Raw genomic sequence first — 16460 nt, 5'->3', positions numbered from 1 at the left:
TTTAATTATTGGCTGTATTTATATTTGAAAAGTAAAGGTACTAAATTATGTAGGGGAGTAGGTCGATCCATGGGCAATTTAGAATGTTTCTAACTTTTATTCAAAAGGAATTATAACCTGCAGTCAACAGCCAGCAGTTGTCGGTACGACAGACCGGGAACTGTTATCCGAGATCTGTCTTCAGGAGCTTGATAAATCTTTTAATGTCAGCAATCGTCCTCCGTCGCGAGTGCAATCAGGATAGAAAATCTCACTTTGCTGTGGTTTAACCCGGATACCTATTATAAAGGTATATAATGGGCATTAAAAATACGATAAAACAAAGCGTTGCCGAAACGAGGCATAACTTGTCCCGATTACTTTCGGAGGCTCCGCTCCGGTGAGTTGAAGCAACTCAATGAAATGCCTTGTTTTGAAGCAGTTGATCTGCGTAAGAGGATTTCTAATGCATATGGCGGGTTTAAGTCATGTTTAGATTGTGTTCATCGAACCGGCCATTTGAAAAACAAGGAGAAACTGCCGTTGCAGCATCTCCAGTAGGTTTTTATAGATTGTTATGTTTTCCAAAGTCACGTTGCGCTTTTAATACATTTCCTAAATGCAGGATCATATTTTGCGTCTCGTGTAAAAAGTTCAAATAAAGCATGCTAGTATGTGTACTTGATTTTTCCTTTTTGATTCTGCGCAACTGTTTTTTACGTAAATCTTTCAGATTATCCATTGTTGCCAACAACTCGGAAGAAAGCGGATCTAAATCAGTGTAAGATCCTTTGTTAATCATATTAATCACTTTACTGATTAAAACTTCTACCTCACCTTTTAATACACTAACATCTTTAAATTGATCGGAAGTAAATGGTGAATGATTATTATCTAAATGTTCGTAAAACGGCTGTGCTATATAGGTAAGTGCATGAGCTGATTCTCTTAGGTAATCGATTACCTGCACGTAATGTAAGCTTGAGTCAATATCAGATTCCTGTAATTTTTTAACCGTTTTGTAGATATTGTTTTTGTACTTTTTAATGGTTTTATTAACCTGGCTAATTTCTTTTTGTTTTTGCTTTAACTCTTTTCTGTTTTCCGCTTGAAAACAAGTTAATGATGCAGAATAAAGATCTGAAATCTGTCTTAACGAAGCTGTTACATTGCGTGTGCACTTGTCGAACAATACTTTGGCCAGGGCTTTTTCTTCAACTTCCTCAAGATCGACTTCTTCAGTTACCAACCTGCTTGCGCTAATTTTCTTGCTTATAATCTGAGTCCTGTAAATTAAGATTAAGGATAGGATGATAAGTGCGAAAACGGCATATATTCCACCAAAATAAATAATATTGGCCATAATGAAAGCGACAGTAAATGCGGAGAAAGCAGTCAAAAACCATCCTCCAATTACCGAAAGCACACCTGTTACTCGATAAACAGCGCTTTCGCGCCCCCAGGCACCATCGGTTAATGAGCTACCCATAGCTACCATAAAAGTGACATAGGTTGTGGACAAAGGCAACTTATAAGATGTGGCCATAGAAATAAGAATACTTGCCACCACCAGATTCACAGACGCTCTCAACATATCAAAAGCCGGAGCTTCATCACCTAATTCGTTTCTTTTCTTTTCGTAATTGGATGGATCGAACTGTTTGTCGATACCGGATTTAATATGTACGGGGATAAACTTGTTGAAAGTATTTGACATGTTAACAACACCATGGACAATAACACGCGAAAGGTATGAAGATCCAAACCTTTCCTCTCCTTCATGTTGCCGGGCCAAATCAAGCGATGTTTTTACAACGCTGCGCGCTTTTCTCGATGTCCATAGTGTGGCTACCATGATTAATCCGGCGATCACAAGTAGGTAAGTGTCCGTTTTCACTTTCCCGGCCAACGATTCCATTAATAAGCTATCTGCCGCAACGCCGGAAGCTTTGAATATTTTAAAGGATTCAAAACCGGCCAAAGGCACACCCACAAAGTTAACCAAATCGTTCCCGGCAAATGCCATAGCCAAGGCAAAGGTTCCGACCAATACGGTTAATTTAAGTATATCTGTTTTAAAGATTATACGCATTAACTGCAATAAAATCGTCCATCCCACAAAACAGATGCTGATAATTTGAATGGTATTTGCCTTCACCCAATCTTTTGAGGCATCATCCATAAAAGAAGCGCCTTTGACCCCCTTAATCAAAATAAAATAGGTAATGGAAGTAATGGCAATTCCTCCCCAAAGAGCGCCCATATATTTAAGTCGCTTGTCGTAATTAAAAGAAAAAACAAGCCGGGTCAGATATTGAACAATGGCTCCTGCGGAAAAGGCCACTACCACAGATAGCAGTATACCTGAAATAATGGCAAGCGCCTTGGCCGTGTTTATATACTCACTGATAGGAATGTCAGGATTCTTCGTAAACTTGATAACTGAAACAGCAATGGCACCTCCCAACAGTTCAAAAACAATGGAAACGGTAGTTGAGGTTGGCATCCCAAAGGTGTTGAACAGGTCCAGAAGCAATACATCCGTTATCATTACTGCCAAAAAGATGATCATGATTTCGGAGAAATAGAAGTGTTGCGGATTGAAAATCCCTTTTCGTGCAACCTCCATCATACCGCTTGAAAAAGTAGCTCCAATAAAAATACCCAGGGCGGCGATAATCATGATTACCTTAAATGGTGCGGCCTTAGACCCCAGTGCCGAGTTAAGAAAGTTAACAGCATCGTTACTGACACCAACCACCAAATCTGAAATAGCCAGAACAAACAATACGACTATCAGAATCACATAAGCATTTTCCATTATAGTTAAATTATAGTTTATTTTGCGGCGCAAACATAGGTAGTTATCACACTATACTTGTTTGTTAAATATTAATTTAATGTTATCTGAATGTTAAGTTGTTAAATATCCGAAATATATTAACGATCAATTAATTAATATTTTGTACTTATGTTTGCTTTAAAAATCCTGTCCTTTGATACTCAATAAGTTTAATTTTCTATGACTGATGTAGCCCTACTATTAGTGTTAAGAAAAAGTTATTAAACCTGCCGTCATATATTCAAACATGTTTCTAATATAGGTATGGTCCGATGTCAACAACAAAGGCTCAAATAAAATTTTAATCTGTAGATTTTTATTCTATTTTTGCTCACCCTTACAATATAGACAGAAGTTGACAGTATACCAAAATCATTCAATATTGATTGGTAAAACGCAGATCACATTCAATGTGCAATGTAAGTAAAAATCTCTTTAAATATGAATGCAAAAGTATCACTATCATTTAATATTGTGAAATATAATAAATCAGTACGGCTTGGTTTGTAAAACAAAGTTCACTAAATTATAAAATGGTTTGTTGTAATTAAAGGAACTCAACTTGATTTTTAATACATGCTAGTACAGTATTTAATCGATGGCATCATAATCGGATTTTCTGCCTCCATTCCTCTTGGACCAATCGGAGTGTTGTGCATTCAGCGCACGTTAAACAAGGGGCGCTGGTCTGGCTTTATATCCGGTATGGGAGCTGCCTTCAGCGATACCATATATGCTGTTGCCGCAGGTTTTAGCCTTTCCTTTATTATTAGCTTTATTGAAAAACAACTGCTTTACATTCAAATTTTCGGTGCCATATTATTGATTTTACTCGGAATTAATATTTTTTACAGTAACCCTGCAGTACAGTTACGTAAACAACGAAAAGGAAAGTCTAATTTATTCCAGGATTTCATCTCCACTTTTTTCATCACCATATCCAATCCATTGGCTATTTTTTTATTTCTGGCCTTCTTTGCCAGTTTTGGTGCGGTAAAGCCCGGTGTTGATGCCTTCAGTCACTTCGTTTTAATCGGGGGAGTGTTGTGTGGGGCTTCCCTTTGGTGGTTTATCCTTTCCTCCCTAATCAATCTTTTCCGTTCAAAAATTAACCTTCGCCGACTTTGGTGGCTGAACAAGATTACCGGTGCCGCCATCGTTATTTTGGTCATTATCGGCTTTATTATATTCATGATCGACAGCCCGTTGGATTAATTCATACGCATTGACCGGCAGTTACTGGTCCACTGGAACCCTTGTGTATCGTAAAAAATATAGCTTAGGCATTCACGGCGTTGTATTTTGTTCGGTAATACATTAACAACTTATCCTGATTATTAAATAACATATTCCGTTTGGCTAACGACAAATAACTATGAGAATATTGACTATGAAAGCGGCGAATCAGGCTCTTTGGCCATATGGTTATAGGTTAGTTTTTCCAGGGTTCGGGGCATCCATTTTTTCAACCATACGGTCAGCTTTCCCTCCACAAAGGTCAGTATAAGGGTAGCTTTACGCTTTTTGATGGCATTGGCCACGCGCAAGGCCACTTCTTCCGCAGTCATCATTTTGTCTTCTTTCCTTGGGGTTTCTCCCTGCTGGGAACCATCATTCGTTAAAGCTGTTTTTCGTATGTTAGAAGCGGTAAAGCCGGGAGCCGCAATTAAAACATGCAAACCATTTTTGAGGTTCTCTACCCGCAGGGTTTCCAGAAAACCATGCATAGCATATTTACTCGCCGAATAGCCTGAACGGGCAGGCAAGCCGATAAAACCTGCAATAGAAGAGATACCTGTTACCGAACCTTTGGATTCCAGCAAATACGGAAGTGCATATTTGGTGCAGTAAACCGTTCCCCAAAAATTGACATCCATTAATTGCTTGAGCACAGAAAGATCCACATCTTTAAAAAGTGCCCGCATCGACAATCCGGCATTATTGATCAATACATCTATCCGCCCAAAAACCTCCACGGACTTTTCCACCAGCTTCTTACAATCCTCTTCTTTGCTTACATCGGTAGTCACGCTGATGACTTCGGTACCTGCTGATTTTAGTTCCTCTCCCACTTGTTTTAGCTTATCGGCAGACCTGGCCGCCAGTACCAGTTTCGATCCGCGGCGAGAAAACTCTTTGGCCAGGGCTAGCCCAATTCCAGAAGAGGCCCCTGTGATAATGACTACTTTATTTTGCATGGTAAATTATTTTGTCGGCAAAAGTAAAAAAAAAAGGTAAGTCCACCGAACGTGCCGGCCAACTTACCTTTAGGGGTAAAAAACAACTATCTTTATTATAAATTCTTAGTATATAGAGAAAAACACGAATCAAGAACCCTAAAGGGCTTTAACCCATGATTGGACTACAACACTACTTCTCCCACAAGCCTTCCATTTCTTCCAAGGTCTTCCCTTTTGTTTCAGGAACCATTTTCCAGACGAATATTGCAGACAGAATACTCATTACACCATAAAACATGTAAGTGGCTCCTCCGCTAAACTCCATCATAGCAGGATAAGTTGATGAGATAAAGTAGTTGGCTGACCACTGCGCCGCAACTGCAATTGCAATTGCCTTACCTCTTATCTTATTGGGGAATATCTCACCGATTAACACCCAGCAAATAGGACCCCAACTCATCATAAATGAAGCCGTATAAATAATAATAAATACCAATGTACTTATTCCAATTACCTCCATAAACGCTAACATACCAATCGCAATCATACCAATCGCCATACCAATAGAACCCGTAACTAACAAAGGTTTGCGTCCCCATTTATCCACCGTTAAAATAGCCACCACCGTAAATATGACATTTATTAATCCCATTACAATCGTTTGTAACATGGAAGCATCTTTAGCAGCGCCCATACTTTCAAAAATACGAGGGGCATAATACAAGGCCACATTAATCCCTACAAATTGCTGAAAAACAGAAAGGAGTATACCTATTACAATAACTATCTTACCATAAGAGAACAATTTTGCAGAATGCTTTTGTACTGTTCCTTTAATTTCTTCCAGAATATTTTGAGCTGCTTCTTTTCCATTAATCCTTTCCAGAATAGACAAAGCTTTACTATCGTGTCCTTGCATTGCTAAATATCGGGGTGTCTCGGGCACCAACAATACCAGTAATCCGAATAAAGCGGCAGGAATTGATTCCGATAGAAACATATAACGCCAACCAATATTATTAATCCATTCTATAGATTGTCCTTTTGCAATTCTCCAGTTGACAAAATACACCACCAACATACCAAAAATGATAGCAAATTGGTTAAACGAGATAAGTCTTCCTCTAATATGAGCCGGAGCAATCTCACTAATATACATTGGACTAACCGCTGAAGCTAAACCAACACCGATACCTCCAATTATTCTGTAGAAATTGAACATATAAAGCAAACCCATGGTCGCTTTACCTGGTTCAAAAAATAGAAACTCCGGTTTTCCAGACCCCAAGGCGGAGATGAAAAATAAAATGGCTGCAACCAATAGCGATTTCTTACGTCCTAAACGCGACGCTAATAAACCAGAAATGGCTCCACCAATTATACAACCAATTAAAGCACTTGACACAGTTGCTCCATGCACAAACGAGCTTAAATTCAGACCTTTAATCAAGAAAGCCTGAATGGACTTTTCAGCCCCGGATATTACCGCTGTATCATAACCAAATAACAAGCCCCCTAAGGTGGCTACCAATGTTAATAGTATGATATAGCCTATATTATTTTTTTGATTCATATGATGTAGATTAATATTAGTTTTTTGTGATTTATAACTTACAAAGTTGAGGTGAGGAATAGAAATAAACCGGGGCGGTGATCAGTCCGCCCCGGTTTAAAAATATAATCTACATATACCAATTCATCATTTGCTCGTAAAGCTCTTGCTTTCCGCTTAACATGGCCGGCTCACCTACTTCTTTACCAATTTTGGCAAGATCTTCAAGTGTTAAACCACCCGCAGCAAACTCAGCACCTTTGCCTGAATTAAATGAAGCGTAACGATCTGCCCTCATTTTCAAGTAATCCGATTCTTGCATGATTCTATCAGCGATAACCAATGCTCTGGCAAACACATCCATACCACCAATGTGAGCGATAAAGATATCTTCCAGGTCAGTTGAATTACGACGCACTTTTGCATCGAAGTTGATACCACCATCAATTAAACCACCACCTTGCAATACTTCAAGCATAGCACATGTTGACTCGGTGATGTTTGTTGGGAATTCATCCGTGTCCCATCCGTTTTGGTAATCACCTTTGTTGGCATCAATAGAACCTAACATTCCATTGTCCGCAGCTACCCTTAATTCGTGTTCCATGGTGTGCCCGGCTAAAGTAGCATGGTTCACTTCGATGTTTAATTTAAAATCTTTATCTAAACCATAGTTTTTCAAAAATCCAATAACAGTATGTGCATCCTGGTCGTATTGGTGCTTTGTTGGCTCCATAGGTTTAGGCTCAATAAAGAAAGTACCTTTAAATCCTTGCTTACGTGCATAATCACGAGCCATTCCCAGCATACGGCCAAGGTTATCCAACTCTTGTTTCATATTGGTATTGTGCAGGCTCATATAACCTTCACGTCCTCCCCAGAATACATAACCAGTACCGCCAAGAGCGATAGTCGCATCGATAGCATTTTTTATTTGAACACCTGCGTTAGCCACCACATTAAAATCAGGGTTGGTAGCAGCTCCGTTCATATAACGAGGGTCAGAGAATACATTAGCGGTACCCCAAAGCAACTTAACGCCCGAAGCAGCTTGCTTTTCTTTAGCTACATCAACAATTTGCGCTAATTTTTTCTCAATATCTAAAACTGAGCCACCTCCAACAAGGTCGGTATCATGGAAACAATAATGAGGAACACCTAATTTTGTGATAAATTCGAAAGCAGCATCCATTTTTTGCTTGGCAGCATCCATTTCGCTTGAAGCCACATCCCAGGCAAATTTTTGTGTTCCCGGACCAAATGGGTCACCACCGTCACCACAGAAAGTATGCCAGTAAGCAATGGCAAAGCGCAAGTGCTCTTTCATCGTTTTCCCGGCCACCACACGGTTTTCATCATACCATTTAAAAGCCAAAGGATTTTTCGATTCCGGTCCTTCAAACTTAATTTTTTCTATTCCTTTAAAGTATTCCTTATTACCAATTAAAACGTCCATTACTTCTGTTTTAGAGATTAATAATTATATTATTTGTTTAAATTCTTATATGTAAAGGGCATCAGCTCCAAAATCAATGGGCAAGCACTAACTCCAAAGAGAAGAGCTTCGATAATGCTTTTGTTGTTTACAATTTATTCAGTGCTTCTTTCCATCTTTCGTAGGCTTCTGATGTTGCTGCAACATCAGCCTGATTTGGCTCTATGGTATCTACCTTTTTCAATCCTCCGAATGCTTCTTCAAACGATTTATAGATTCCGGCACCAACACCTGCCCCTCTGGCAGCCCCAGCCGAACCATCCGTATTGTACAACTCAATAGTCGCTCCGGAAATATTGGAAACCGTGTTCTTGAAGATGGGACTCAAAAACATATTGGCTTGCCCTGCGCGAATTAATTCACTCTTAATTCCCATATCGGCCATGATGTCCATTCCATATTTGAAAGAGAAAGCGATACCTTCTTGCGCCGCACGGTACATATGCGCAGGACTGTGAACATTAAAGTTAAGGTGATTGATTTGAGAACCATAGTCCACATTTTTAAGAATACGCTCGGCGCCGTTTCCGAAGGGTAGTATAGTTAAACCTTCCGATCCGATAGGTACACCAGCCGCCATGTCATTCATTTCCGGATAGCTTACTTCTTTACCTACATTCTTATTCATCCAGGAGTTTAAGATACCTGTTCCGTTGATACACAATAGTACGCCTAAACTTGGCGTTGGCATTTTATGGTTTACATGCGCAAAAGCATTTACCCTGGAATCGTTATCGTAAACATTTTTATCGGTAACACCATAAACAACACCCGAAGTACCTCCCGTGGCCGCTACCTCACCCGGATTCAGGACGTTTAACGAGAAGGCGTTGTTTGGTTGGTCACCTGCTCTGTAGGTTACTTTAATTCCTTTGGGTAATCCAAATTCCTCTGCAACAGCATCAAGAATCGTTCCCTGGTCGCAGAATGAAGTTTTGGCTTCAGGTACAAAAGATTTTTCCAACCCATAATACGCCATCAGTTTGTCAGAAACGCCATCTTTAGGAAACTCCCAAAACATACCTTCCGAAAGACCGGATATGGTGGTTAACGCTTCTCCCGTCATACGGAAAGCAATATAATCGCCCGGCAGCATGATTTTATCAATCCGGCTGTATACGTCGGGTTCGTTTTCTTTTACCCACTTTAATTTTGAGGCAGTAAAATTACCTGGAGAATTCAACAGGTTTTGCAAACACCACTCCTCTCCTAAATCTTCAAATGCTTTATTTCCATATTGCGAGGCACGACTATCGCACCAAATAATGGATGGCCGCAATACCTTGCCTGCTTTATCTACTACAACCAAACCATGCATCTGGTATGAAATACCAATGGCTTTAATCTCATCTTTTTTAACATCGGCGTGAGCCAATGCCTTCTGACCTGCCTTTTTTAGGTTTTGATACCATAATTCAGGATCCTGCTCCGCCCATCCCGGCTTTACCGCAGTAATCTCCATTTCCCTTTCGGGGTATTGTGCAGAGGAAACTGTTGCTCCGCTTTCAACATCAAGCACCGATACCTTCACCGATGAACTTCCTATATCAAATCCTAATAGTTGCATGACATTATTTTTATCCGTTCTGGTCTGTTCTGTTTGCAAATTTACATGCTTTAATGTTTTACGCAAGCCATTTTAAGTTTTTTTTTTAGCGACAGCCATTTCAAAAACTGGTATTACCAGAAACTACAAGGCCTGCACGACCATGATAAAATATTAATTTAGATTGAAGCTAAACAACTGGCCATTAACCAGAACAGGAAGCAGAACAGCATAGGATTCCTTTAAAACATTTCCTCTTTGCAACCTTTCTAATCGATTACGGGACGTATAGGCCGGTCATTGACGGAACGGAGTGAGACATATAGTTGTAACCAAAAAATCCTTACTTGGGGATTGGGTATGGCGAGCTAGCCCTTGATGAAAATCCCCTGCGTAATTATAGTTGTCAGAAGGAATCAAGACCTGGGGCTGTCCCGAAAATATTTTATTATAACAGTAGAACTTACCGATTGCAAAACAATAGACGTACAAATTCCCAACCCACCGCCTCGCGAAATAATTAAGATTCTTGAATCGGTATGTCCCTTCATTGCATTTGTCAGCGTACTTACCCATAACTTACGGGTTTAAGGGAATGGATTTTATACATGGCGCTTACAATTTGTAGGTTGACTTTGATTTTGTTTGACTATTGAGACAGACCCAAAAGGTTATCAAATTACAATACAACTTAATAGATAGTGTGGTTATCTTTAACCCGCAATATGCATTAGAAATTCTATTACACATTGAAATTACTTTAAAACAAGACACTTTGTTGCCTCACTTCAACTCACCAGAACGATGCTCCCGAAAGTAATCGGGACAAGTGATGCCTCGTTTCAGCAATGCCTTGTTTTATTGTACTTGCAATGCTCATGACGAACCTCCAATACATAATCCGGGTTTAATAAGAAGCTTGGCCAAAGGGAAAACTAAATAAAAAAGCCCTGGCTATTTCTAACCGGGGCTTATACTATAATTTATAGTAATCTTACTTCTTTTTTTTACGTTTATATTTTGCCAAATTTTCCTCGTGTTCATTAATGAGTGATTTCCAATCGGCATGGCTCTCTGCCGAGAAATCGATAGTATGCGAATAATCTTCCTTATCAATTTCCAAGCGTTTAATGGGTTTACCCAAAAAGCCTTCTATTTCAGCCAGTATATCCTTTTCCTCCTCGCTACAAAATGTAATAGCTTGCCCTTTTTCCTTACCCCTGCCTGTTCGGCCAACGCGGTGAACGTAGTTTTCGGACAGTTCGGGTAAATCATAGTTTACCACAAATTCCACGCTCGGAATATCGATTCCCCGCGCACTAACATCTGTTGCAATCAACACTTTGATCTCACCTTTACGAAACAAGTCCAACACTTTTTTACGCTCGTCTTGCTCTTTGCCTCCATGCAACGATTTAGCCTCGATACCTACTCTTTCCATAGCTTTTTCCACCCGCTCGCATCTCACCTTAGTGCGCACAAACACCAATATTTTACTGTTTTCATTTTCCTTGATTAAACGTTCCAGAAAAAAGCGTTTATCATCCATTTCAACATACGTTACCGAATGGTCGATATTGCGTGCGACAGGATCTTTTGGTGAGACCTGAATACGTATAGCATTGCGAACCAGGGAATATGCCAGCTTTTTAATGGTCTCGTTAATGGTGGCCGAAAAGAAAAGTGTTTGCCTTTTCTTGGGCAGATAGGTCATTAAATCGCGGATATCTTTGATAAAACCTAAATCCAACATATGGTCAGCCTCATCCAGAATAAGAATCTCAATCCTGTCGAGCTTGATAAAACCTCGGCTTGCTAAATCGAACATTCGACCCGGGGTAGCAATCAACACATCAATTCCCTTTTCCAGTCTGGCAATCTGCGGTCCTTCTTCTACACCACCGAAAACACAAAACGATTTCACCCTTGTATGCTTGCCAATGGTTTCAAAAACCTGATGAATCTGAATGGCCAACTCACGGGTGGGCACCATAACCAAACACTTAATACCATCCATGCGGCCTTTAATTTTACGCATGTGCAGCTGGTTAATTACAGGAATAGCGAATGCTGCCGTTTTACCTGTCCCCGTTTGTGCAATCGCCAATACATCTTCTCCTTTTAATATGGGAGGTATTGATTTAAATTGAATATCGGTCGGTCTTCGGTAATTTAGCTTTGCCAAGCTGGTTTTTATTTCTGATGCAATGGAATAATCCTCAAATTTCATAATCCTTTCTCGATAAAATATTGCGGCAAAGATACTTTTAAATACCGCTTTATAAAAGTTACATAACCAATGGGTTCCGATTTTTTTGTAATTATTACATATCCGAACCTAAAAGCCCTCCCTGATCCTTCATCTATTCGCCCCATACGTCTGAATTTATGTATGTTACACAAACCGCCCAAAAAAATAGGAATAATTTGTTATTTTTTTTCACAATACGCTTTCCTTTCAATTAGGTTCTTTGTACATTATCAATTGAAATCAAAAAAGAAATACAATGGAAAAGTGGGCACGAAAATTTCAACTGATTATCAACAAGCGAGATGGGCTTTTGACTCAACTTAACAAGGTTACAGGGAACGAATATTCTTACCTCTCATTAAAGAACTTGACGATTAACAGTTTTAAAGAGTCCGACGCAAAAATAATTTTTTCGCAGCTCCAAAATGCCATAGAAGAATATAATGATGCGCTAAAGGAACGTGATGAAAAAATGTTTGGCAAGTTCCTGGACAGCCTTATTCACGACAAGTCACCTACCAAGGAAAGCAGAAATTGGTGCGCCTATAAATATTAACCCGTTTCTGTTATCATTTTAAAGACAGCTCCAAAATTAATTACGGCTAAAACCTGCTGGCAAGGATACCTCAAAATGTGTGCCCTCGCCAGGGTGGCTATTTACATTAATGCTGCCATTATTCTTATCTATCATTTCTTTGCATAGTACTAATCCCAGTCCTGTGCCATTTTCGTTATTTGTTCCCAGGGAAGAAATGGTCTTATTTAATAAAAATATTTCCTCAACCTGTTGCTCATTCATGCCAATTCCGTTATCTATAACTTCAACCAAACAATCATTTTCAGACATATTAGCCTTAATAAGTACTTCTCCGTTATTTGGTGTAAACTTAACCGCATTGCTAATAAGGTTTATGAGTACTTTTTCAAACATCCGTTCATCGGTATAAGCCAAAACTTCCTCACTTACCGATTGATTAATGGTGATTCCCTTTGCATTCCACGTCTCAGATTGACCTTCAATTACTTTATCGATCATCTTTTTTATGTTAACAATAACCGGTTGAGGATGTAAAGCATTGTTTTGGGTCAAGTACCAATCCATCAAATTAGAATGCATATCGAGTGCATTATTTGCTGCTCTATGGATAGTTTTTATATTTTCCAACATCACTTCTTTATCAATATGATCAATGTCGTGCTTCAATAACTCAGACAATGAACTTTGAATGCAAAATGGAGGTCTTAAATCTTTACCGATAATAGAAAACAACTTGTCCTTGGTTTCATTTAACTTTTCCAACTCTTTGTTTTGACGTTGAATAAACTGTTTATGACTATCTAGCTGATTGTTCAGTTGCTGTTCTTTCATCAAACTTTGCATGGCCATTTCTTTTCGCAGCGTTTCCAGCACCAACTTAATCTCAATTTCCCGCCTTTCCTTATTTACAACATTTTGTTTCTCCACCAGTCGGTTAATCATCTTGGGGATACTAAACATAAAATACCCCATCAAAATAAAGTAGACACTTCTATACACTGCACCCTCCGGTCCGGCTGAGGCAACCTGTGAAAAAAGAGCCGGATCAATATCAGGGTATCGAACAAAATATATTATGTTCGAACAGATCACCACGTAGGCAGTGGTATAAATCACCAGCCAGCCATCGTACCTTAATACCGATAGCAAAATCAGGATGGCATAAACGAAAAGCGAAGGTGCCGTCGATACCGCAATAGGTGTAAAAAAATAACTGTAATTGAAAATGTGCAACGAAAGTATGGTTACATCAATTGTAGATGAGATATACCGTATCCAGGTAGCCCCTTTAAACCTTCGCAGTAATGCATTAAGTATGGAGTTATAGAAAATATAGACGACCGCCAAACTAAGAGAAATTAGTCCTCGCTCCACTTCTCCGGAAAGAAAGATGTATCCGATCAAAACAAGAATGGCACTCACCAATATCCATCTAAACCGAATTACCTGTCGCTCCCCCCAATCTGCATCTTCTGTCGATAAAAGTGAATGGTATCTCATCATATTTATTAGGTGCGTTAGAGGTTTTAAAACTACAATTGTACGCAAAAAACTACAAAATGTTTTCCTGATAACGCAATTATTGGTGTTTTGATGTTATACCTTATCATTTCTTCAAAAAAACGTACCTTGCCTCAAAATTCACAAACACATTTGGTGCGAGATGACGGATAAAAATAACGAGCCACAATTCAACGATAAAGAAAGAAACCTCACATTTTATAAAGACGGATACACTATTGCCGCCAGGGAAGTTACGGACTTTGATAGCTTAACACCTTTATTCAAGGGTATGCAAAGTCAGTACAATGCCATCAGCCAGCTCACCCAATCGTTTGCTATGCGAACCCACCAGCAGCACAAGCCCATTGCTTGCGAAAAAGGCTGTAACTGGTGCTGCCACCAGCCCGTATATATGACTACCCAGGAAGCCTTACTTGTATACGAATACATAATCCAAACATCTGACCGGAAACAACTAGAAACCTTCCGCAATAACGCCGAAAAAAAACTTAAAAAAACCAAAAATCTTCCTGAGGAGAAAAAGCAAAACATCATTCATCCATGTGCATTTTTATCCGATGGAGCTTGTTCTATCTATCCGGTAAGACCCATGGCCTGCCGTATCTATTTATCGGCCAGCAAAGTTTCTTGCAAAAAAAAATATGATAATCCCGGTAACAAGGATATTTTCCCTGAGTTGTTCGATTTTCTGTTAAAAGCAGGAAAGTATATGAATGAAGGTTTTGTGGGATTTTTAAAAGGCAAGGGACGAAAAATGGAGGAGCTCACCATTGAAGAGTTTATGGTTAAACTGTTTAAAAATCCTGATTTTTATAAGAAATGGCTTGTCGAGGATAGCTTTAATGCCGAAAGCAAGCATAAGTAAATAGTTTATCTTTCTTATCCTTGGTGTCCGGTTAAAATTAAATAGATTCCCTATCTGGCCTTCAGAAAGTTTCTTTGTCCGGAATGTACTTATGCAATACTGGTTATAGCTGAAATCCTATTACGTAATCCAGCGTAATAGGACGTAAAATTACTGTTTGAAGGCAAAGATCATTTCCTTCATCCACGGATTAATTCTATTGCCATAATCAATAGGCGTGAAATTAGGGTATGCCAATACTTTAAATAAATATGACGATTATTCCAAAGATTTCGTTCAATTATTATTACCTTTCCGCATCAACCTAATTTACAACATGAACTATTGGCTACAAAAGATCATTGATCAAGGTATTAAATCACATCCCGTTGGTAGTGATTCCTGGCGCGAACAAGTATTCAAAATAATACTGCTTATAATGGGCTTTTTTGGTATTATTCCCTACGCGCTCGGCATGTACCTATCCATTACCGAACACGTATATATTATTGCAGGATTGAACACATTTGCATACGGCTCTGTCCTTTACATTGTATTCTCAAAGCGCATTTCTCTTGTATATCGTTTTTATTGTACTATTGGAATTGTTTTAATCCTGGGTATAGGACTTACTCTTATACTGGGGCAGGTGGAGGCCGGTTTCCCCTATATTATTGAGTTTTCGGTAATTAGTGCTTTGTTGTTAGGATTGAGAGGGGCCATAAACAGTCTGATTATAATATTTCTATTTATCACATCCATCGCTTTAGGCCTGCACCTCAACTTGTTTGGTTATCTTACGATTGCCGATTATAAAGTTTTACCCTGGCTCACCAATTCCTTTAACGTTATGGCGGTGAGTTCTATGTCATCCATACCCTTGGCCATACTGGTAAGAGGGTTGGAATCAACCATTAACCATCAGATAGATTTACAGCATCAGCTCGAAGATAAGATTGAAAAACTAGGCGAAGCCAAATCCAAGGCTGAAGAAGCGGATAAGCTCAAAACCCTGTTTTTGGCGAATATGAGTCACGAAATCCGAACACCACTCAATTCAATCATGGGGTTTTCGGAATTGGTAATAAACGATTTATATAAAAATGACCTGGAACAAAAAGAATACCTGAATACCATTAGTCAGAACGGCAGTTATTTGCTAGGTATCATTGAAAACGTGCTTGATTTTTCCATGATTGAATCAAACCAGCTAAAACACTCTATATTACCTTTTAACTTAAACGAACTACTAACTGAAATCCAGAATACATATAAGCTTGATAATCTTTCCAAAAATCATATTCCTGTTGTATTTTACTACGGGCAAACCAAACCTCTGCATATACAAAGTGACCCCCTTCGCTTAAAACAAGTGTTCATTAATTTAATCAACAACTCGCTAAAATTCACTAAGCAGGGTGAAGTTACTGCAGGATACTGGATTAACAATGACACAGTGCTTTGCTATGTAAAAGATAAAGGTATTGGCATTTCAAAAGAAGATCAGTCCAAGGTATTTCAGCGCTTTGTTAAAATTGAAGGTGAACACCAGGTTAAAGAAGGTACCGGACTGGGACTTCCTATTTGCAAAGGAATTATTGAAACGCTGGGTGGCAAAATGTGGCTTGAATCGGAACCGGGAGTTGGCTCTACATTCTTTTTTACCGTGCCTTATAAAAACAAAGCCGATTACATCAAGAACTGAAAAA

The 16460-nt window shown here is 39.1% G+C and carries 11 protein-coding genes; 4 read left to right on the top strand and 7 right to left on the bottom strand.

Features of this window, described 5'->3' with window-relative positions:
* Window positions 1-544 precede the first annotated feature (544 nt).
* Window positions 545-2800, bottom strand: a complete 2256-nt coding sequence (locus ACT29I_RS18225) for an inorganic phosphate transporter (protein ID WP_430936148.1) — start codon at window positions 2798-2800, stop codon at window positions 545-547.
* A 597-nt stretch (window positions 2801-3397) separates the two neighbouring features.
* Between ACT29I_RS18225 and ACT29I_RS18220 the strand changes: the two genes are divergently transcribed.
* Window positions 3398-4036, top strand: a complete 639-nt coding sequence (locus ACT29I_RS18220; protein WP_430936146.1) for a LysE family translocator — start codon at window positions 3398-3400, stop codon at window positions 4034-4036.
* A gap of 173 nt (window positions 4037-4209) precedes the next feature.
* Here ACT29I_RS18220 and ACT29I_RS18215 read toward each other — a convergent pair whose 3' ends face one another.
* The 5 genes from ACT29I_RS18215 to ACT29I_RS18195 all read right to left on the bottom strand — a co-directional run bounded on the left by ACT29I_RS18215 (window position 4210) and on the right by ACT29I_RS18195 (window position 11824).
* Window positions 4210-5019 (bottom strand): SDR family oxidoreductase, encoded by an 810-nt coding sequence (locus tag ACT29I_RS18215; RefSeq protein WP_430936144.1) that lies wholly within the window; start codon window positions 5017-5019, stop codon window positions 4210-4212.
* A gap of 172 nt (window positions 5020-5191) precedes the next feature.
* Window positions 5192-6589: a D-xylose transporter XylE gene (gene xylE, locus ACT29I_RS18210; RefSeq protein ID WP_430936158.1), complete on the bottom strand. Its 1398-nt coding sequence runs from the start codon at window positions 6587-6589 to the stop codon at window positions 5192-5194.
* A gap of 94 nt (window positions 6590-6683) precedes the next feature.
* Window positions 6684-8009 carry a xylose isomerase gene (gene xylA, locus ACT29I_RS18205; protein ID WP_430936142.1) on the bottom strand — a complete coding sequence of 442 codons (1326 nt, stop codon included), beginning with the start codon at window positions 8007-8009 and terminating at the stop codon, window positions 6684-6686.
* 127 nt (window positions 8010-8136) lie between these two features.
* Window positions 8137-9615 (bottom strand): xylulokinase, encoded by a 1479-nt coding sequence (locus ACT29I_RS18200; protein ID WP_430936140.1) that lies wholly within the window; start codon window positions 9613-9615, stop codon window positions 8137-8139.
* A gap of 973 nt (window positions 9616-10588) precedes the next feature.
* Window positions 10589-11824, bottom strand: coding sequence for a DEAD/DEAH box helicase (locus tag ACT29I_RS18195; RefSeq protein ID WP_430936138.1), 1236 nt, complete (start codon window positions 11822-11824; stop codon window positions 10589-10591).
* Window positions 11825-12101: 277 nt separating this feature from the next.
* Here ACT29I_RS18195 and ACT29I_RS18190 point away from each other — a divergent pair, with 277 nt between their 5' ends.
* Entirely contained in the window at window positions 12102-12401 is a 300-nt protein-coding gene (locus ACT29I_RS18190; protein ID WP_430936136.1) for a hypothetical protein, read from the top strand.
* Window positions 12402-12437: 36 nt separating this feature from the next.
* Here ACT29I_RS18190 and ACT29I_RS18185 read toward each other — a convergent pair whose 3' ends face one another.
* Window positions 12438-13886 (bottom strand): sensor histidine kinase, encoded by a 1449-nt coding sequence (locus ACT29I_RS18185; protein WP_444794074.1) that lies wholly within the window; start codon window positions 13884-13886, stop codon window positions 12438-12440.
* 160 nt (window positions 13887-14046) lie between these two features.
* On the opposite strand from ACT29I_RS18185, the gene ACT29I_RS18180 reads away from it, so the two are divergent.
* Window positions 14047-14772, top strand: a complete 726-nt coding sequence (locus tag ACT29I_RS18180; protein WP_444794073.1) for a YkgJ family cysteine cluster protein — start codon at window positions 14047-14049, stop codon at window positions 14770-14772.
* 217 nt (window positions 14773-14989) lie between these two features.
* Window positions 14990-16456 (top strand): sensor histidine kinase, encoded by a 1467-nt coding sequence (locus ACT29I_RS18175; RefSeq protein WP_430936130.1) that lies wholly within the window; start codon window positions 14990-14992, stop codon window positions 16454-16456.
* The last annotated feature ends 4 nt before the right edge of the window (window positions 16457-16460 follow it).

Source organism: Saccharicrinis sp. GN24d3 (assembly GCF_052400645.1).
In the GTDB taxonomy this organism is placed as follows: domain Bacteria; phylum Bacteroidota; class Bacteroidia; order Bacteroidales; family Marinilabiliaceae; genus Saccharicrinis.
This window is presented reverse-complemented; position numbering and strand designations above follow the sequence as displayed.